The sequence below is a fragment of the Streptomyces sp. JL2001 genome (assembly GCF_050917515.1).
GTDB lineage: Bacteria > Actinomycetota > Actinomycetes > Streptomycetales > Streptomycetaceae > Streptomyces.
Genome location: NZ_CP169421.1, coordinates 388,401 through 405,855 on the forward strand (window position 1 = coordinate 388,401; position 17,455 = coordinate 405,855).

Genomic DNA, 17,455 nt, shown 5'->3' on the forward strand with positions numbered 1-17,455 from the left:
CTCTACTCCCCGTTGTCCGTGCCGGTGACGGTGCCGTCCTTGATGTAGCGGGCGAGGTTGAGCTCCGGAGCGTCGTACTGCTCGCGGATCCCTTCGCCCCACAGCACGCTCTGGGTGCCCTCGTGCTTGACCATGCCGGGTGAGACGCCGAGCCGCCACCCACCGGGCAGCGGCTTGCCCTCGCGGTAGGGCAGGAAGTCCAGCGGCCCGTCGCCGTCGACGGCGTAGACGGCGCAGTCGGAGAGGACGGCGACCGGGTACTGCCCGGTGAACGCCGCGTGCTTGACGATCTTGCGGTGCATGTTGGTGCGCGTACGGGAGATGACGGCGGCCCGGATGTCGGGGCGCCAGGTCGGCCGGGCGAGGGCGCGCCACGGCTTGCCGGGCGTCCAGCCCTCGCCGCGCGGGCGCTCGCGGAGTTTGCCGATGCCGCCCTTCACGGTGGCCTTGATCGCGGACACCACGATGGCGAGCTGCGGGTCGCGCAGGCGGTGGCCGTCCATCGCGGTCAGGAACTCCGCCGGCGACGCGTCCGCCGGCACGCCGAGGTCCGCCATGGTGGCGACGTAGGCGTCGCGCAGGCGGTTGTACCAGCCGTCGAGATAGCGGCCGTTGTCGTACCGGACGTAGGCCTCGACCGGCGATACCTCGTAGCCGAGTTCGACGGCGTAGGCGACCGTGGGCGTCGCGTACCAGGCCGGCCCCTCGGGGCGCTCGCCGGTCGGCGTGAACGGACTGGGCAGGAGGGCGCCGTCGAGTTCCACCCACTCCTTGCCCGACCTCACCCGGGACAGGTCGACGTGGGAGAGGTCGACCAGCCACGAGCCCGGCAGCTTCGGGTCGAACGCGGGCCGCCGCACGTGCGTCGGCGCGCCGAGGCCGACGACCAGGCCGTTGGCGCCGGCGGCGAAGGCCATGTTGACGTCGATCCCCACCAGGTTGCGGCGCAGGCACTCGGCGTCGGTGAGCGGGCGGGCCCAGTCGTACGCCTCCTCCCTGAGGGTCTCGGCGGCGGTCCGCTGGTGGAACCGGGGGAGGTCGGCCAGCAGCGGGTGTCCGTCGGGAGCCTCGCACGGCGCCGGGTCGACCGGCTCCGTACCCAGCGAGCCGGGGTTGTGTTCGCGGTGCCGCACGCCGGCGGCGTCCGGGGCGGAGGCGCGGGTCGGCGGGTGTACGGCGGTCATCAGTTCCAGGCCGGTCACGGCCGTCGAGCCGCGCGGGGTCATGACGCGGGACGCGTAGATTCCCAGGAGCTGGGCGAGTTCGGCCGGGGGCAGGTCGGCGGCGTCGCCCCAGTGGCGCCGGTCGAGCGCGTCCCACGAGGGGATGCACAGTTGCACGCAGGCGCGGGTCGAGCCCTGCGCGGGGCGGTAGATCCGCGCCCAGGGCCCGAAGCCCCGCCGGGTCAGCTTCCAGTCCGCGCGGCCCAGTCGACCGACGGCCTGGTGTCCTTCCGGCAGCCGGCCGGCCAGCCGCTCCTCGTCGGTGAGTTCCGTCGGCAGACCGTAGCGTTCGAGTGCGGACCGCGTCAGGACGAGGAGCGGGTCGGCGTCCCGGCCCGGCCCGGAGAGGCGGGGCTGGCCGAGCTTCGCCTCGGCGAGGGTCCACTCGACCAGGGCGGGCAGGGAAGGTGCGGGGACGTCGAGGACGAGACCCCCCACGCAGTAGGCCGACACCCGGCCGTCGGCGTCGGCGTCGAGGACCGCGAGCGGCCCGTGGGCGAACCGGGGGCCGTCACCGGCGCCGGCAGGGGCGTTCCGCGCGGCGGGCTTCGTCGTCCCCGGCTTCTTCGCGGCCGGACGGGGCGGGGACGTGGGCGTGGACGGTGGGGCGCCGGCGTGCGTCGAGGGGGCGGGCGGGGTGGCCGGAAGAACGGCGGCGGGCTCGGCGGAGACGGCCTCGACGGTGGTCGGCTCCACGGTGGCGGGCTCGGGCGCCGGGCCGGTCCCGACCGGGGGGCGCGCGGCCGCCGTTCGCGGCTCCGGGGGCGCGGGGGGTGCCTCGGCGGCCGGCGGACGCTCCGGCTCCTGCGCGGGAGCCGCGGGGTCGGGTGCGGGGTAGAGCCGGGCGAGGCTGCCCAGGAGGCGGGCGTACGCGTCTCGTTCCGGCGGCCTCGGCTCGGTCCTGCCGGCCTCCCAGCCGCTGACCGTGGCCCGGCGGACCTGGAGGGCCGCGGCCACCTCGTCCAGCGTCAGACCGTGGGCCAGGCGCAGCCGCCTGCGCTCCCCCGGTGCCGGGAGCGGGGAGCGGGACGCGACCAGTGCGTCGACCGCGTCGAACAACTCGGACACGTAAGCACCTCCTGAGGCGTGACCTTACCCCTCCGACCGTACGGAACGCGTACACGGGGCGTACGCCGTCCGTACCTGGTCGCGGACGAAGTCGTTCCGCGGTCCGGGCGCACCGCGAGGGGGGCCTGAGGCCGGGCGGCGACGAGAGGGGGCGAGGCGTTGTCGCAGAATGACGGGATGGAGATGTCTGAGCCCTTCGCGACGACGATCGCGGCCGTGGCGCCGGTGATCTGGGCGATCGGAACGGTGGAGGTCCATCAGGTGCTGAAGCGCGTGTGGGCCCTGCGCGACGAGCGCGACCGCCACCTCGCCGAGGCACGAGCGGCCTTGGCGGCCGCCGAGGACGAGGCGGCGCTGGCGCGAGCGCGCGGAGACCTGCGGGCCGCAGCGGACACGGACCGGCGCGCGCTGCCCTCGGCGGTGCTCTACGTGGCGTGGGTGGCGCTCGGGCTCACGATGGCCGCGTGCGTCCACCGCTCCCTCGCGTGGCTGACCGAGGCGGGAGGGCCGGGCGATGTCAGCGGCCCGGCCGCAGGCACGGCGGAGTTCTGTCTGGGGGCCGTGATGGCCGGCCTCGTCTTCATCACCGCCCTGCCCGTGGTCACGGCGACGGCCGAAGCGGTGCGTTCCCTCCGGCGGACCCGCGTGCGGCAACGTGACCTCGCCGCGCTGGAATCCGCCGCGGTCGCGCGCGTCGAGAACCGGCGGCGCGCCGCGACGACGGAGGCTTCGGCCGGGTCGTCGGCGGAGGTGGCCGGGTCGGTTCCGGCGCAGTCGGGGTGAGCCGGGGCGCGGCGGCAGCGCCGAGGTCCGTCGCCTCGGTCCTCGGGGAGGGCGTACGTCATCGCCCGGTACGCGCGGGCCAGGGAGGACAGAGGTCATGGCCCGGCACGCGCGGTGACCGCCCGGGGTGGTCCGTGGCCGTGGAACGCCGGCCTCCCGTCCGTGGGGGACGGGAGGCCGGTCCCGTGGGGGGAACTGTCGGCCGCGGGCGGGTCCGTCAGGCCAGGACCCGGAGCGCGCCCGGCTGGACCCGGACCGTCACGGGCAGGCTCGCGTCGACCTCGCCGTCCGCGCCGTACGGGATCGGGCGGTCCGCCTCGATGCGGATCTCCTTGCCGCTCAGGATCTCGACCTGCGGACGGTGCACGTGGGCGCCCGTCTTCAGCTCGTTCATCGTCGCGAAGAAGTGCCGCTTGGGGGCGTCGCCGATCACGACGACGTCCAGCACCCCGTCGTCGAGCCGCGCGCCGGGGGCGACGTTCCTGCCGAAGCCGTAGTAGCCGGAGTTCGCCGCGACGACGGTGTAACCGGCTCGTTCGTACACCTCTCCGTCGACGGTGATGCGGTACCGGGCCGCCCGCCAGGCGAGGACCGCGCGCAGGCCGCCCGCGTAGTACGACGCCGCGCCCCGCAGCAGCCGGGAGGCGTTGGCATGGCGGTTGGCGACCGCGTCGACGCCCGCGTACACGCTTCCGAGGACGGAGAGCCGTGCGTGCGCCGCGGACTCCACCTCGATGGTGTCGACGGCCCGCGGCGTGCCGTCGAGCAGGACCTCGGCGAGTCGCGGGGCGTCGGTGGGCAGCCCGAGGGCGCGGGCGAAGTCGTTGCCGCGCCCCGCGGGCACCAGGCCGAACACCGTGTCGGTGCCGCTGAGCGCGCCACCGACGCAGCCCGCCATCCCGTCGCCGCCGACGGCGAGCACGACGTGCCCCTGCTCTCCGGCCCGTTGGGCGAGTTCCCGCGCGTGGTCCAGGCTGCGGCTGTACACGGTGTCGAGCCGGGCGCCCGCCTCGCGCAGCAGCCGGGCCAGCGGGAGCAGGGCGGCCGTCCCGCTGGAGCCCCCTGCGGTGGGGTTGACGACGGCGGTGAACTGTCGCATGGATCGAGCCTCCGGACGGGAGATGGGGGTCGGCGGACGGGCGGGGCGGCTCAGCGGACGGGGATGAGGACGCCGGGGCTGAGGACGCCGGACGGATCGACCTCGGCCTTGACGGCCTGCAGCACGCGGATCCCCAGGGGGCCGATCTCGCGGGCGTACCAGTCGCGGTGGTCGGTGCCCACGCCGTGGTGGTGGCTGATGGTGCCGCCGGCCGCCAGGATGGCGTCGTTGGCGGCCCGCTTCACCGGCTCCCAGTGCGCGACGGCGTCCTCGCCCTGGGCCGAGACGACGGTGAAGTAGAGCGACGCGCCGTTCTCGTAGGTGTGCGAGATGTGGCACATGACCAGGGGCGGGGTGCCGGCCTCGGTCAACGTCCGGGTGAGGGCTTCGCGCACCGACGCGTAGAGGCCGGGCAGCGCGGACCAGAATCCGGCGGTCTCCAGCGTCTCCGCGAACGCACCGGCGTCCAGGAGCGCGTCGCGCAGGTAGGGCGCGTTGTAGCGGCCGTGCTCCCAGCGGTCGCCCGGCTCCTCGCCGACGTACTCGCCTCCGCAGGCGAGCAGGATCTCGCGCGCGGCGGCGCGGCGGACCGCCGTCTCCTCCTCGGTGCCCTCGTATCCGGCGATCGCCATGCAGCCCGGGCTCTGCGGGGCGTCGGCGGCGCCGATGGCGTCCGGCTGCGCGAGTCCGATGAACGTCTCGGTCTCGTCGGACAGCCGCAGCACGGTGGGGCGCGGGCCGTCCTGGGCGAGGCGGCGCAGTGCGGTGGACCCGGCCTCGAAGGAGGCGAAGCGCCAGCCTTCGTAGACCCGCCTGGTCGGGAGGGGGCGGATGCGCACGGTCACGGCCGTGATGACGCCGAGGGCGCCCTCGGAGCCGAGGACGAGCTGGCGCAGGTCGGGGCCGGCGGCGGAGCGGGGGGCCCGGCCGGTCTCCAGGGTCCCCTCGGGGGTGGCGACGGTCAGGCCGAGGACCATGTCGTCGAAGCGGCCGTATCCGGCGGAGGCCTGGCCGCTGGAGCGGGCCGCGGCGAAACCGCCGACGGTCGCCCACTCGAAGGACTGCGGGAAGTGGCCGAGGGTCCAGCCCTGTTCGTTGAGGAGTTCCTCGCACCGCGGTCCGCGCAGGCCGGGCTGCAGGGTCGCGGTACGGGACACCTCGTCGATCGCCAGCAGCGCGTCCAGGCGGCGCAGGTCGAGCGCGACGAAGGGCCGCTCGGTGTCGGGGGCGAGCCCGCCGACGACGGACGTGCCGCCGCCGAAGGGGACGGCGGACAGGCCGTGCGCAGCGCAGGCGCGCAGGACGGCGAGGACCTCGTCGTGGCTGTCCGGGAGGACGACGGCCGCCGGGATGTCGTCGACCTCGCCGGCGCGGATGCGCAGCAGGTCGGGCGTCGACTTGCCGCGGGTGTGCCGGATGCGGCTCTCGGCGTCCTCGCGCAGGGCGTCCTGCGCGCCGAGGGCCGCCCGCAGGGCGTCCCGCGCCTTGTCGGTCAGCGCCGGAGCGGGGACGTCGATCTCGTCGAGGACCGACGGGCCGTCCTCGCGGGGGGTGACGCCGAGCAGGTCGCGCAGCAGTCCGGTCACCGCGTCCGGCAGGGGGGCCGCCTTGGCCGGGTCGCCCCAGCCACTCCACAACATGTCCACTTCGAGAACTTCCTCACGGTCTGTTTCACGGACGGGTGCTGCCGCTCGGCCCGCACTGGCATTACACTGTGACAGATGACGCCCATTCGTCACAACCACTCGGATGCAGATCCCGTGCTCGACGCGGCACGCGACTGCGTACTCGCCGTCGGTGTACGGCGCACGACCCTGACCGACGTCGCCCGGCGCGCGGGCGTGTCCCGGATGACGCTCTACCGGCGCTGGCCCGACGTGCGCAGCCTCGTCGGCGACCTGATGACCCGTGAGTGGATCGCCGTGGCGGCCGGCGCCATGCCCGGCTCCGACGACGGCCGCCCCGTCCGGGAGCGGATGGTCGACGGACTCGTCGCGGGAGCGGCGGCCTTCCGGGCCCACCCGCTCTTCCACAAGATCCTCGACGTCGACCCCGAACTGCTGCTGCCGTACATCCTCGACCGCCGGGGCGCGAGCCAGGAGGCCCTTCTCGACCTCCTCGTCACGGCGCTGACCGAAGGCCACGAGGACGGTTCCGTACGCCGGGCGCACACGGACCTCCAGGCGCGGGCCCTCCTGCTCGTCGTCCAGTCCTTCACGCTCTCGCTGCGCACGATGACCGAAGAGACCGATCCCGAACTGAGCGAAGCCGCCTTCCTCGGAGAGCTGCGCACCCTGTTGGAGAGGACCCTCAGCCCATGAACCCCACGAGCAGCCCCGCCCTGCCCGGTTCCTCGCTGGACGCCGGACGCCGCCGCCGCGAGCTGGCCGTGCTCGCCGACGGCGCGGAGGTGGACGTCCTGGTGGTCGGACTCGGCGCGACCGGTGCCGGCGCCGCGCTCGACGCGGCCACCCGCGGGCTCCGCGTCGCGGCGATCGACGCCCACGACCTCGCGTTCGGCACGTCCCGCTGGAGCTCCAAGCTGATCCACGGCGGCCTGCGCTACCTGGCGACCGGTCAGCTCGACGTCGCCCACGAGAGCGCCGTCGAACGCGGCGTCCTCATGGAGCGGACCGCCCCCCACCTGGTCCGCGCGCAGCCCTTCGTCCTGCCGCTCACCCCGCTCGTGAGCCGCGGCCAGGCCGCCCTCGCCCGGGCCGGCTTCGTCGCGGGCGACATGCTGCGGGTCGCCGCCCGCACCTCGCGCGCCACGCTTCCCGCGCCGCGCACGCTGTCCGCCGTCGAGACCCGGCACCTCGCCCCGGCCCTGCGCCCCACCGGGCTGCGCGGCGGACTGCTCTCCTGGGACGGCCAGCTCACCGACGACGCACGTCTGGTGACGGCGATCGCCCGCACCGCCGCCGCCCACGGGGCGCGCATCCTCACCCGCACCCGCGCGCTCGAACTCACCGGCGACGGCGCGCTGGTGCGCGACGAGACGACCGGCGAGGAGCTGCGCATCCGCGCCCGCGCCGTCGTGAACGCCGCGGGTGTCTGGGCGGGCGGCCTCGTCGACGACGTACGGCTGCGGCCCTCGCGCGGCACCCACCTCGTGCTGCGCTCCGAGGACCTCGGCCGGCTCTCCGCCGGCCTGCACATCCCGATCCCCGGCGAAGCGAACCGTTTCGTCCTCGTCCTGCCGCAGGGCGACGGCCGCGTCTACGTCGGTCTCACCGACGAGCCCGTCGACGGCGACGTGCCGGACGTGCCGGAGGTCCCCGAGACCGACATCGGCTTCCTGCTCGACGTCCTCGGCTCCGCGCTCGACGTCACTCTCCACCGCGGCGACGTGGTCGGGACCTTCGCCGGCCTGCGCCCCCTCCTCGACACGCAGGGCCCGGGTGGTCGCACCGCCGACATCTCCCGCAGGCACGCCGTCCTCACCTCGCCGGACGGCGTCGTCACGATCGTCGGCGGCAAGCTGACGACGTACCGGCGGATGGCCCAGGACGTGGTCGACGCCGTCGTCGAGGCGCGGGGTCTCGACGCGCGCCCCTGCCGCACCACGTCCGTCCCCCTCGTCGGCGCCGACCGCCCCGCGCGGCTCGCCCGGCTCGACGTCCCGGCCCGGCTCGTACGCCGCTACGGCACCGAAGCGCCCGCCGTCCACGCGCTGGGGGCCGCGGACCCCGAGCTGGCCCGGCCCGTCGTGCCCGGCCACCCCGTCACCGTCGCGGAACTGGTGTGGGCCGTGCGCCACGAAGGCGCGCTCGACGTGTCCGACCTCCTCGACCGGCGCACCCGCATCGGCCTCGTGGCGGAGGACCGGAGCGTCGCGGAGAAGGCGGCGCTCGACGTCCTCGCCTCCTGACCGCGGGCCGGTCCTCGGAGATCACCCGGACAGGACCCCGGGGGGTGTCCTGCCGATCTCGCCGTGAGCCCGGCGGCACCGGCGGGACACCCCCCGGGCGCGGGCACCGCCCGCCCGTGCCCGGGGCCCGGCGGCTCCGTGGCTACCAGCGGTTCCGGTGGACGACCTCGGCGACGGGGCGGCGGCTGACCGGGCCGAACCTGCCCTGGGGCCGGCCGACCGGGATGGCGGCGAAGGTGTTCATGTCCTCCGGGATGCCCAGGGCCGCCTTCCACTCCTCCTCCAGCATCAGGTGCCAGATGGTGATGTTGGCGGCGAGGCCCAGGCCGCGGGCGGCGAGCAGCAAGTTCTGCACGCCGGGGTAGACGCAGGATCCTTCGGCCAGCGCGGCGAAACGTTCCTGGGTCTTCCCCATCCGGGCCGTCGCCTCCGCGCCGAGCGCCTCGGCGTAGCGCAGCAGCCCCTCCTGCTCGATCCTCGGCTCCGGGAACCGGTAGCAGGGGATGATCAGGGCGGGCGTCTCGGCGAAATGGTCGCGCTGGTACTCGATGGCGGCGACCATCCGCCCGTAGGCGGCCTCGTCCATGCCGTCGGGGGTGTACTTCCCCGTCGTCGCGAGGTAGGCGTCCACGCACCGCTTCCACAGCGGCGCCAGGGAGGCCATGACAGCCGGATCCGTGACGACCACGTACTCGTAGCGCTGCATGTTGCCCCCGCTGGGGCCCCAGACAGCTGCCTGTATCAGCCGGTCGAGCAGGGCCTCCGGCACCGGTTCGGGCTTGAGGCGGCGCATCGCCCGCATGGTCGACATGGTGGCGAAGAGCGCCGGGTCCGTCGATTCGTCGACGGGGAGAGGGGAGTTCATGATCGAAAGTGTACGAGCGTGAGTGGTTCCTGGGTACTGGTGATCGACCGTCGACAGCATCGACTTCCGTGGCCCTGAACCCCTTTGACGTCTGTTCAGGCGAAGCGTCCGGTGGTACCGGTGCCGGCGACCGTCACGCGGAGCGTCCGGGGCCGGCGGTGGGTGCGGGGAGCTGCCCCGCCACGATCGCGGCGAGCGAGAGCCCGAAGCCCACGAGTTGGACGGGGCCGAAGGTCTGGGCGAGCAGAACCGCCCCCAGGATCGTGGCGACGAGCGGTGACAGCAGGACGAGGACGGCGACCGAGGTGACCGGCAGGGCGGCGATGCCGCGGAACCACAGGACGAAGGAGATCAGCCCGCCGGCCACACCGAGCCAGAGGTAGCCCAGCGCGGAAGCCGCCCCGATCGGGGGCGGCGCCCCTTCGACGAAGCACGTGAGGGGCAGCAGGAAGAGTCCCCCCGCGGTGAGTTGCCAGCCCGCGAAGGTGGTGGGAGTGACCCCGGCCGGGCGCCCCCAGCGCTTGGTGAGCGTCACCCCCAGGGCCATCGTGGCCGCGCTCCCCAGGCCCGCCATGACCCCGACGGTGTCGATCGCGGCGCTGGGACCGATCACCACCAGACCGACCCCGGCGAGGCCCACCGCGCCCCAGAGCAGGTGCCACGCGGACAGCCGCTGACGGAGGACGGCCACGGCCAGGACGACGACGATCAGGGGTTGCGCCGCCGCCAGGGTGCCGGCGACACCTCCCGGCAGGCGTTCGGCCGCGACGAAGAGGAGCGGGAAGAGCAGCCCGATGTTCAGCACGCCCAGCACGGCGGCCTTGCCCCACCATGCTCCGCTCGGCATCGTCCGGGTGAAGGCGAGTGCGATCAGGCCGGCGGGCAGGGCGCGCACGAGTCCCGCGAACAGCGGGTGCCCGGGCGGGAGGAGCTCGGTGGTCACGACGTAGACCGTGCCCCAGGTCAGGGGCGCGAGCGCCGTCAGGAGAGTGCGCGGCAGGTTGCCCCGCGCGGCGGCGCCGAGGACCTGCGGGGTGGTGGGGCTCGTCATGCTCGAAGTCTCGATCCGCGGTGATCGATGAGTCCAACACATGTGTGTCAGCACATCGATCGTGATCCGCGATGAATGATGTCTGCATGGAGCTTCAGCAGATGCGGTACGTGATCGCGGTGGCCGAGACGAACAGCTTCACCCGGGCCGCCGAACGGTGTCTGGTGGTCCAGTCGGCCCTCAGCCACCAAGTCGCGCGCCTGGAACGGGAACTCGGTGCCCGGCTGTTCGAACGCACCAGTCGCCGCGTGCGGTTGACACCGGCGGGCGAGGCGTTCCTGCCCGCCGCCCGCCAGTGCCTGGAGGCGGCCGAGCGGGCGACGGCCGAGGTGGCCGCGGCGGTCGGAGTGGTCCGCGGGCGGCTCGCCGTGGGTCTGATCCCGACGGTCACGGCCGTGGACATCGCGGCCGCCCTGCGCGACTTCCATGAGCGGTACCCCGACGTCCGGATCAGTCTGCGCGTCGGGGCGAGCGACGAACTCACCCACCAGGTCGAGGAGGGCGACCTCGACGTGGCCTTCCTCGGGCTCCCCACCACCGCACGGCTCGACGGCGTCGACTCCAGGGAACTCGCCCGGGACCGGCTCGTGGCGGTGGTCGCGCCGGGTCATCCGCTGGCCGGAGAGACGGCGGTCGACCTGCGCCGTCTCGCCCGCGAGGTGTTCGTGGACCTGCCGGCCGGGACGGCCGGTCGTGTCCAGTCCGACCTGGCCTTCTCGGCCGCCGGCCTCAGCCGCGAGGTCGCCTACGAGGTGACGAACGCGGACTTCCTGGCCCGGCTCGTCGGGCAGGGGCTCGGCATCGCCATGCTCCCGCACGCCTTCGCCCCCCGGCTGGCCGGTGTCACCACCGTCGAGGTCACCGACGCGCCGACCCGGGTCGAGCACGTCGTGTGGAGCCGCGCGGGCCGCACCCCCGCGGCGAGCGCGTTCCTCGCCGCCCTCGGCATCCCGGGACCCGGCGTGGAGTGACCGGCGCGGCCGAGGACCCGGCGGCGGGCGGGCAGGCGCGGGCCCGGCCCGCCCTCACGCACGTGTGCTCCGGCCGGGAACCGGCCGGAGCACACGAAGGGACCACCGCACGCGGCCACGCCGCGAGGGGGCGTCCGGCCTGATCGGCAAGACGCCCCTGGGAGGCGCCGCGGGCTCGCGTCAGCGGCCGGCGAGCAGTTCCAGGGTGTCGATGACGCGGTGGGAGAAGCCCCACTCGTTGTCGTACCAGGCGACCACCTTGACGTGGCGGCCCTCGACGCGGGTGAGCGCCGAGTCGAAGATCGACGAGGCGGGGTTGCCCGTGATGTCGGACGAGACCAGCGGGTCGTCCGAGTACTCCAGCACACCCTTCAGCGGGCCCTCGGCCGCCGCCTGGTACGCAGCCAGCACGTCCTCGCGCGTCACGTCGCGGGCGACCGTCGTGTTGAGCTCGACGATCGAGCCAACCGGCACCGGGACGCGGATCGAGTCGCCGGACAGCTTGCCGTCGAGGTTGGGGAGCACGAGGCCGATCGCCTTGGCCGCACCGGTCGTGGTCGGCACGATGTTGACACCGGCGGCGCGGGCGCGGCGGGGGTCGCGGTGCGGGCCGTCCTGGAGGTTCTGCTCCTGGGTGTAGGCGTGCACCGTCGTCATGAAGCCGTGCTCGATGCCGGCCAGGTCGTCCAGCACCGAGGCGAGCGGCGCGAGCGCGTTGGTCGTGCACGAGGCGTTGGAGACGATGGTGTGCAGATCGGCGTCGTAGGCGTCGGAGTTGACTCCGTACGCGAGCGTGATGTCGGCGCCGTCGGCCGGGGCGCTGATCAGCACCCGCTTCGCACCGGCGTCGATGTGGGCGCGGGCGGCCTTGGCGGACGTGAAGCGGCCTGTCGACTCCACCACGATCTCGACACCGAGCTCGGCCCACGGCAGCTGGGCCGGCTCACGCTCGGCCAGCACCTTGATGCGGCGCCCGTCGACGATCAGGGTGTCGCCGTCGACCGAGACCGGGCGGCCCAGCCGGCCGGACGTCGAGTCGAAGGCGAGCAGCCGTGCCAGCGCGGCAGGCTCCGTCAGGTCGTTGACGGCCACGATCTCGAGGCTGCTGTCGCGCTCCAGCAGCGCTCGCAGCACGTTGCGTCCGATGCGGCCGAATCCATTGATGGCAATGCGAGTCATGAGCGGTGTCCCTTCGGTTCGAACACCACCCTCGCGCGCCCGCGCCCTCCCCGACAGCGGCGAGATCGCCACCCTCCGCAAGGATCGCGCCAGCCTCTCGCGGTGAGCCGTGGCGCTCGTCCGGGTGGGCGGGCCTACTCACCGCGGGCGAAGGTCCGCCGGTACTCGCTGGGTGAGGTTCCCAGGATCCGCTGGAAGTGCAGCCGCAGGTTCGCGCCCGTCCCCAGGCCCACGTCCGCGGCGATCTGCTCGACGCCGCGCTCGGAGCGCTCCAGCAGCTCGCGCGCCATCTCGACGCGCGCCCGCATCACCCACTGCATCGGGGTGTACCCGGTGTCCTCGACGAACCGGCGGGAGAACGTCCGCGCCGACACCCCGGCGTGGCGCGCCAGTACCTCCAGCGTCAGCGGTTCGCCCAGCCGGTAGAGGGCCCACTCGCGGGTGGCCGCGAACCGCTCCCCCAGTGGTTCCGGAACGCTGCGGGGCACGTACTGCGCCTGTCCACCGCTGCGGTACGGAGCCGCCACCAGGCGGCGGGCGGTGTGGTTCGACGCGGCGATCCCCAGATCCCCGCGCAGGATGTGCAGGCACAGGTCGATGCCCGAAGCGGCGCCGGCCGAGGTCAGCACGCTGCCCTCGTCGACGAAGAGCACGTTCTCGTCCACCCGGACCTGCGGGTACCGCGCCGCCAGCGCCCGCGCGTAGTGCCAGTGCGTCGTGGCGCGCCGCCCGTCCAGCAGGCCCGTCGCCGCCAGGGCGAACGCGCCCGTCGAGATCGCGGCCAGCCGCGCGCCCCGCGCGTGCGCGGCGACCAGTGCCGACACCACGGCGGGCGGCGGATCGTCCCGGTCGGGGTAGCGGTATCCCGGCACGAAGACGATGTCCGCCCACGCGAGCGCCTCCAGGCCGTGCGCGACCGCGTACGACAGGCCGTCGCCGCCCGTCACCAGGCCGGGGGCGGCCCCGCACACCCGCACCTCGTAGGGCATGCTCCCGCGGGTCGTGAACACCTGCGCCGGGATACCCACGTCCAGCGGCTTCGCCCCTTCCAGTACGAGGACGGCCACACGGAACAAGTCGGAATCGGACACGAGCGAAAGCCTACGCAGCCCGCGCCGGGTCGCGCCCCCGCCACCGCGGGTCGCCGTCGAAGATCACGGAGGGGCCGGCGGGGCGGCCGGACGGCGGGACGCGGACTCGGTCAGGAGAGGCCGCCGTTGCTCGTCAGCAGTTGTCCGTTGACCCACTGGCCCTGCGGTGAGCACAGGAAGTCGACCAGGTGGGCGGCGTCGCGCGGGGTGCCGAGGCGGTCGAGCGGTGTCCGGCGACGGACCACGTCGCGCAGGTCGTCGCTCATCCAGCCCGTGTCCACCGGTCCCGGATTGACGGCGTTGGCGGTGACACCGAGGTGGGCGAGCTCGTGCGCCGCGGCGAGGGTGATCCGGTCCAGGGCGCCCTTGCTCGCGCCGTAGGGGAGGTTGCCCACCGTGTGGTCGCTGGTCAGGCTGACGACGCGGCCGGTGCCGTGCGGGCCGGTGAAGCGCCGGCCGTACTCGCGGATCAGCAGCCATGCGGCACGCGCGTTGACGGCGAAGTGGCGGTCGAAGCTCTCGACCGTGGTGTCGAGCAGGCCCGAGTCGACCGACTCGCAGTGGCACATCACGAGTGCGGTGACCGGTCCGAGGCGGCGTTCGGCCTCGTCGAAGACACGGGCGGGTGCCTCCGGGTCCGCCAGATCCGCCTCGACGGCGGCGGTGGCCGCGCCGGCCTCGGCGAGGTCCGAGGCGATCGCCTCGCTCGCACCGCGCTGGGCGCCCCACGCCATGCGCGCGTCGTACGGGGTCCAGTAGGTGAAGGCGATGTCCCAGCCGGACTCCGCGAGACGCCGGGCGATGCCCGCGCCGATGCCGACACTGCGGCCGACGCCGGTGATCAGCGCCAACGGCCTGGGCTCCGGGTGCTGTTGTTCCTGAGAAGACGTCACGGCACGGGATCGTTCGCGACCGCTCCCGGCGACGCAAGCGCATTTCACCGCCGGATGCCGGTCCAGGGTCCGCGGGAGACGGAGCGCGATCCTGGACGAGGGCGGTGCGCGAGGGCGTACGGGGCCGGTTCGCGAGGCGTCCGCGGGGACCGGCGCGCGTCGGCCACGCAGGCCGGATCAGGCGGGTCGGACGTCATCGGCCGAATCCGTCGGCAGCCGCCCACCCCGCGGCACTAGGCTCGGCGGGGTGAGCAGCGAACTGGCAGGTCGGACCACGGCGGACGGCACGGCGGGCGCGGAGGCCGGGGCAGAGACGGGGACGGCGGAGGCCGACGGGGGCGTGCGCGGCGCGCGATACCGCCGTGAGGAACTGGCCACGGCGGCCGGAGTGAAGGTCCGGAACCTGCGGTACTACCAGGAGCGCGGTCTGCTTCCCCCGCCGCGGCGCGAGGGCCGCATCGCGTGGTACTCCGAGGACCATCTGGCCCGGCTCCGGCTGATCGACGACCTGCTCGGCCGGGGGTACACGGTGAACGGGATCGCCGAGCTGCTGGCGGCCTGGGAGCAGGGCGGCGGGATCACCCAACTGCTGGGCGTGGAGCGGGAGATGACGCGCGACTGGGTGCAGGAGGAGCCGGTCACCGTCGGTCTCGCCGAGTTGCGTGAGATGTTCGGCCCGGCCGCGACGCCCCAGGACACCCGGCGGGCCGCGGCCCTGGAGTACGTACGGGTCGACGGGGACACCGTCACGTTCCCGAGCAGGCGCCTGCTGGAGGCGACCCTGACCCTGGTGCGGCAGGGGGTGCCGTTGGCGGAGATCCTCGACGCCGGGGACTTCGTGCAGACACAGGCCGCGGCGCTCGCGGACCGGTTCGTCGCGCTCTTCCGGCGGCACGTCATCGGCCCGGAAGGGCTGGAGCGGCTTTCGGCCGCCCAGTTGGATCACGTCGCGGAGGCGGCCGGGGCGTTGCGCCCGGTGGCGGGAGAGGTCGTGGCCGCGGAGTTCGCGCGAGCGATGGCCCGCCGCGTCGAGGCGGAGGTGGCCGCGCTCCTGCGTACGGAGCAGTAGGACTTGGCCGAAAGGGGGCGCTCGCGCAACCTTGCCAACCACCATTGGCACTCTTACATTCAACTCCACGGTCATACCGGCGAGTAACGATCACGCACGCCGCGATCACGCCCGTGCCGACCGGTTCGCACTCCACCGCACCCCACCACTCACGCGAGGGGATCCGACATGGAGCACGATTTGGCGGAGCACGACTCGGGCGACGGAAAAGTCAGATGGCGGCGCTTCGCCGTCCTGACCGTCCCGGCCGTCGCCGTCACCGCCGGCCTGGGCATCGCCCTGGCCCAGGGGGCACTGGCCGCCTCCTTCGCCGTGTCCGGCCAGCAGTTCAAGGTCTCCGCCGAGAGCCTGGACGGTGAGGGCTTCGTCCAGTACGGCAGCGTGGACGTCAACGCCCGCGACGAACTCATCCCGGTCGCCGTCACCGCCATCAAGAAGGCCGAACTCAACAGCCTGTGCCAGTCGGTGGTCACCTCGCTCCCGGTGATCGGCGACGTATCGCTCAACCTGACGGCCGGCCGCAAGACCCCGGTCGAGGCGACGAACCTCTTCGTCGACGCCACCCAGCTCTCCGGCAACGCGAGCTTCACGAACATCGAGATCGGCCGCGACGCGTCCACCCTCGACAAGGGGCCGGACGACGCGCAGGGCATGCAGGACCTGTTCTCGCAGCAGGCCGACACCGTGCGGATCACCGATCTCAGGCAGACGGCGTGGGCGACCATCGCCGGCACCTTCACCCTCTCCGGCCTGGACCTGAAGATCAGCAAGGGCAAGAAAGAATGCTTCTGACGCCCCTGCGGACGCGGTTCCGGCGGTGGCGCCGCAGCCGTCCGTTCTGGGGCGGCCTCGTCGCCGCACTCGCCGGCGCCGAGATCTGCGCCCTGCCGCTCGCCCCCCTCAAGGTCATGCTCACCCAGGGCGTCGCGGGGATCCCGTCCGTCCTGATGGGTCTCGTGATGATCGTGCTGGGCGTGTCCGTCTGGTTCGCTCCGCACTACCGCACCCTCGCCGGGATCGTCACCACCCTCATCGCCACCGCCGCGCTGGTGCTCTCCAACCTGGGCGGCTTCCTGATCGGGACGCTGCTCGGGATCCTCGGCGGCGGCCTGATGTTCGCCTGGCAGCCGCGCGTCCCCCGGCGCGGCGCACCCGGCACCCCGGCCGAGTCCGCCACCCAGGCCGAGTCCGATCCGACCTCGGTGTCCTAGGTTCCTGGCCGACAACGGTGTCACGGACGGTATCCGCGTCCGTCCGGACACCGGCACGCGAACCCGAGCCGCCGGCTCCGCCACGGGCGGCGGGGCCGGGCACGACCAGGGTCCCGTACGCAGCCGCACGCACCGCACCCATCCCCACACCGCACGACCATCCCCAAGGAGCACACTCATGAGCCGCACGCACACGTCCCTCGCCCTCGGACTGATCGCCGCCGGCGCGCTGACGCTCGGCGCCGCCTCCGCCACCGCCGCCCCGTTACCGCTGGCCGGCCCGACCACGGTCACCCCGGCCGGCCACGCGTTCAAGGCCACCCTCAGCGGCAAGGCCACCCTCAAGGCCGGGTCGGTCACCGTGACCTGCACGGTCTCCGTGTCCACCGGCTCCGTCCCGGCTGCCCCCGGCAACCACAACCCCGCCGGCCCGGTCTCCTCACCGATCTCCGCCCCGACCTACGGCTCCTGCACCGCGAGCCTGCCCGGCGTCACGCCGACCGTGACGACCAGCGGCGCCTGGGCGGTCTCCATGCAGGACGGCGCCCCCGTCACGGCCACCATGTCCGTCCCCACCGGTGGCCTCGTGGTCCACACCTCCGGCCTGGCCTCGTGTACGGTCGTGGCCGCCCCCACCGCGGCGGCGAGCGTGCCGGGGACCTGGGCGAACGGCTCCCCGTCCACACTGACCTTCACCAACGCCTCGGTCCCGGTCACGGTCACCGGCGGGTTCGGCTGCCCGACGAGTGCGACGACCTCCACGTTCAACGCCGTCTACAAGGTCACGGACACCACCGACCCGGCGCAGCAGATCACCGTCACCCCGTAGGGCTCCTCGGCCCGGTCCGGCCGGGTCGGGTCGGGGAGCAGGGCGCCACGTCGCCGTCGTGCGGTCAGAGAACGGGGCCGTACGACGGCGCACGGCGTGCCCGGTGGCGGGGCGAGCGGCGTTCTCCCCCGGGGCCCGGACTCCCCCTGACCGAAACCGTGATGACGGTGCATCAGCCCCGTCCTTGCGATGACGGCACATCAGAGCGGGTCGGCAGCAGGCCGGATGAGCGGCGGAAAGGGGCGATCCGCA

Annotated in this window: 16 protein-coding genes; 8 read left to right on the forward strand and 8 right to left on the reverse strand. The window is 74.0% G+C overall.

Features of this window, described 5'->3' with window-relative positions:
- Nucleotides 1-2: 2 nt before the first annotated feature.
- Nucleotides 3-2,291: a telomere-associated protein Tap gene (gene tap / locus ACE1OA_RS01785; protein ID WP_432752095.1), complete on the reverse strand. Its 2,289-nt coding sequence runs from the start codon at nt 2,289-2,291 to the stop codon at nt 3-5.
- 177 nt (nt 2,292-2,468) lie between these two features.
- On the opposite strand from tap, the gene ACE1OA_RS01790 reads away from it, so the two are divergent.
- Complete coding sequence (locus tag ACE1OA_RS01790; RefSeq protein ID WP_432752096.1) at nt 2,469-3,074, forward strand: hypothetical protein; 606 nt, start codon at nt 2,469-2,471, stop codon at nt 3,072-3,074.
- A 217-nt stretch (nt 3,075-3,291) separates the two neighbouring features.
- On the opposite strand, the gene ACE1OA_RS01795 is transcribed toward ACE1OA_RS01790, so the two are convergent.
- Both ACE1OA_RS01795 and ACE1OA_RS01800 read right to left on the reverse strand, forming a co-directional pair.
- Nucleotides 3,292-4,173, reverse strand: coding sequence for a diacylglycerol/lipid kinase family protein (locus ACE1OA_RS01795; protein WP_356604649.1), 882 nt, complete (start codon nt 4,171-4,173; stop codon nt 3,292-3,294).
- A gap of 50 nt (nt 4,174-4,223) precedes the next feature.
- Entirely contained in the window at nt 4,224-5,819 is a 1,596-nt protein-coding gene (locus tag ACE1OA_RS01800) for an FAD-binding oxidoreductase (RefSeq protein ID WP_356604651.1), read from the reverse strand.
- Between the two features lie 75 nt (nt 5,820-5,894).
- Between ACE1OA_RS01800 and ACE1OA_RS01805 the strand changes: the two genes are divergently transcribed.
- On the forward strand, nt 5,895-6,494 hold the full coding sequence (locus ACE1OA_RS01805; RefSeq protein ID WP_356604653.1) for a TetR/AcrR family transcriptional regulator: 600 nt from the start codon (nt 5,895-5,897) through the stop codon (nt 6,492-6,494).
- Nucleotides 6,491-8,044, forward strand: a complete 1,554-nt coding sequence (locus ACE1OA_RS01810; protein ID WP_432752097.1) for a glycerol-3-phosphate dehydrogenase/oxidase — start codon at nt 6,491-6,493, stop codon at nt 8,042-8,044. The genes ACE1OA_RS01805 and ACE1OA_RS01810 overlap by 4 nt, the downstream gene beginning before the upstream one ends.
- Before the next feature lie 142 nt (nt 8,045-8,186).
- Here the strand turns inward: ACE1OA_RS01810 and ACE1OA_RS01815 are convergent, their stop codons facing one another.
- The gene (locus ACE1OA_RS01815; protein WP_432752098.1) at nt 8,187-8,909 is read right to left on the reverse strand and encodes a nitroreductase family protein; all 723 of its coding nucleotides are present in this window, start codon (nt 8,907-8,909) and stop codon (nt 8,187-8,189) included.
- Between the two features lie 133 nt (nt 8,910-9,042).
- Nucleotides 9,043-9,960, reverse strand: coding sequence for an EamA family transporter (locus ACE1OA_RS01820; protein WP_384871174.1), 918 nt, complete (start codon nt 9,958-9,960; stop codon nt 9,043-9,045).
- Nucleotides 9,961-10,046: 86 nt separating this feature from the next.
- Here ACE1OA_RS01820 and ACE1OA_RS01825 point away from each other — a divergent pair, with 86 nt between their 5' ends.
- The gene (locus tag ACE1OA_RS01825) at nt 10,047-10,931 is read left to right on the forward strand and encodes a LysR family transcriptional regulator (protein WP_384871177.1); all 885 of its coding nucleotides are present in this window, start codon (nt 10,047-10,049) and stop codon (nt 10,929-10,931) included.
- A 180-nt stretch (nt 10,932-11,111) separates the two neighbouring features.
- On the opposite strand, the gene gap is transcribed toward ACE1OA_RS01825, so the two are convergent.
- From gap to ACE1OA_RS01840, 3 genes are all read right to left on the reverse strand, one after another.
- On the reverse strand, nt 11,112-12,110 hold the full coding sequence (gene gap, locus ACE1OA_RS01830; RefSeq protein ID WP_384871180.1) for a type I glyceraldehyde-3-phosphate dehydrogenase: 999 nt from the start codon (nt 12,108-12,110) through the stop codon (nt 11,112-11,114).
- Between the two features lie 134 nt (nt 12,111-12,244).
- The gene (locus ACE1OA_RS01835) at nt 12,245-13,201 is read right to left on the reverse strand and encodes a GlxA family transcriptional regulator (RefSeq protein ID WP_432752099.1); all 957 of its coding nucleotides are present in this window, start codon (nt 13,199-13,201) and stop codon (nt 12,245-12,247) included.
- Nucleotides 13,202-13,311: 110 nt separating this feature from the next.
- Nucleotides 13,312-14,094 carry an SDR family oxidoreductase gene (locus tag ACE1OA_RS01840; protein ID WP_356604667.1) on the reverse strand — a complete coding sequence of 261 codons (783 nt, stop codon included), beginning with the start codon at nt 14,092-14,094 and terminating at the stop codon, nt 13,312-13,314.
- Between the two features lie 247 nt (nt 14,095-14,341).
- Here ACE1OA_RS01840 and ACE1OA_RS01845 point away from each other — a divergent pair, with 247 nt between their 5' ends.
- From ACE1OA_RS01845 to ACE1OA_RS01860, 4 genes are all read left to right on the forward strand, one after another.
- Nucleotides 14,342-15,163: a MerR family transcriptional regulator gene (locus tag ACE1OA_RS01845; protein WP_356604669.1), complete on the forward strand. Its 822-nt coding sequence runs from the start codon at nt 14,342-14,344 to the stop codon at nt 15,161-15,163.
- Nucleotides 15,164-15,331: 168 nt separating this feature from the next.
- Entirely contained in the window at nt 15,332-15,955 is a 624-nt protein-coding gene (locus ACE1OA_RS01850; RefSeq protein ID WP_432752100.1) for a DUF6230 family protein, read from the forward strand.
- Nucleotides 15,946-16,374 (forward strand): DUF6114 domain-containing protein, encoded by a 429-nt coding sequence (locus ACE1OA_RS01855; RefSeq protein WP_384871188.1) that lies wholly within the window; start codon nt 15,946-15,948, stop codon nt 16,372-16,374. The genes ACE1OA_RS01850 and ACE1OA_RS01855 overlap by 10 nt, the downstream gene beginning before the upstream one ends.
- A gap of 178 nt (nt 16,375-16,552) precedes the next feature.
- Entirely contained in the window at nt 16,553-17,203 is a 651-nt protein-coding gene (locus ACE1OA_RS01860) for a hypothetical protein (RefSeq protein ID WP_432752101.1), read from the forward strand.
- Nucleotides 17,204-17,455 lie beyond the last annotated feature (252 nt).

What these genes read in the sequence shown, in the direction of transcription:
- ACE1OA_RS01855 (WP_384871188.1), top strand. Translation starts at nt 15,946, where the DNA reads ATGCTTCTGACGCCCCTGCGGACGCGGTTCCGGCGGTGGCGCCGCAGC.
- ACE1OA_RS01825 (WP_384871177.1), top strand. Translation starts at nt 10,047, where the DNA reads ATGGAGCTTCAGCAGATGCGGTACGTGATCGCGGTGGCCGAGACGAAC.
- ACE1OA_RS01795 (WP_356604649.1), bottom strand. Translation starts at nt 4,173, where the DNA reads ATGCGACAGTTCACCGCCGTCGTCAACCCCACCGCAGGGGGCTCCAGC.
- ACE1OA_RS01805 (WP_356604653.1), top strand. Translation starts at nt 5,895, where the DNA reads ATGACGCCCATTCGTCACAACCACTCGGATGCAGATCCCGTGCTCGAC.
- ACE1OA_RS01790 (WP_432752096.1), top strand. Translation starts at nt 2,469, where the DNA reads ATGGAGATGTCTGAGCCCTTCGCGACGACGATCGCGGCCGTGGCGCCG.
- ACE1OA_RS01810 (WP_432752097.1), top strand. Translation starts at nt 6,491, where the DNA reads ATGAACCCCACGAGCAGCCCCGCCCTGCCCGGTTCCTCGCTGGACGCC.
- ACE1OA_RS01815 (WP_432752098.1), bottom strand. Translation starts at nt 8,909, where the DNA reads ATGAACTCCCCTCTCCCCGTCGACGAATCGACGGACCCGGCGCTCTTC.
- ACE1OA_RS01850 (WP_432752100.1), top strand. Translation starts at nt 15,332, where the DNA reads ATGGAGCACGATTTGGCGGAGCACGACTCGGGCGACGGAAAAGTCAGA.
- ACE1OA_RS01860 (WP_432752101.1), top strand. Translation starts at nt 16,553, where the DNA reads ATGAGCCGCACGCACACGTCCCTCGCCCTCGGACTGATCGCCGCCGGC.
- gap (WP_384871180.1), bottom strand. Translation starts at nt 12,110, where the DNA reads ATGACTCGCATTGCCATCAATGGATTCGGCCGCATCGGACGCAACGTG.
- ACE1OA_RS01820 (WP_384871174.1), bottom strand. Translation starts at nt 9,960, where the DNA reads ATGACGAGCCCCACCACCCCGCAGGTCCTCGGCGCCGCCGCGCGGGGC.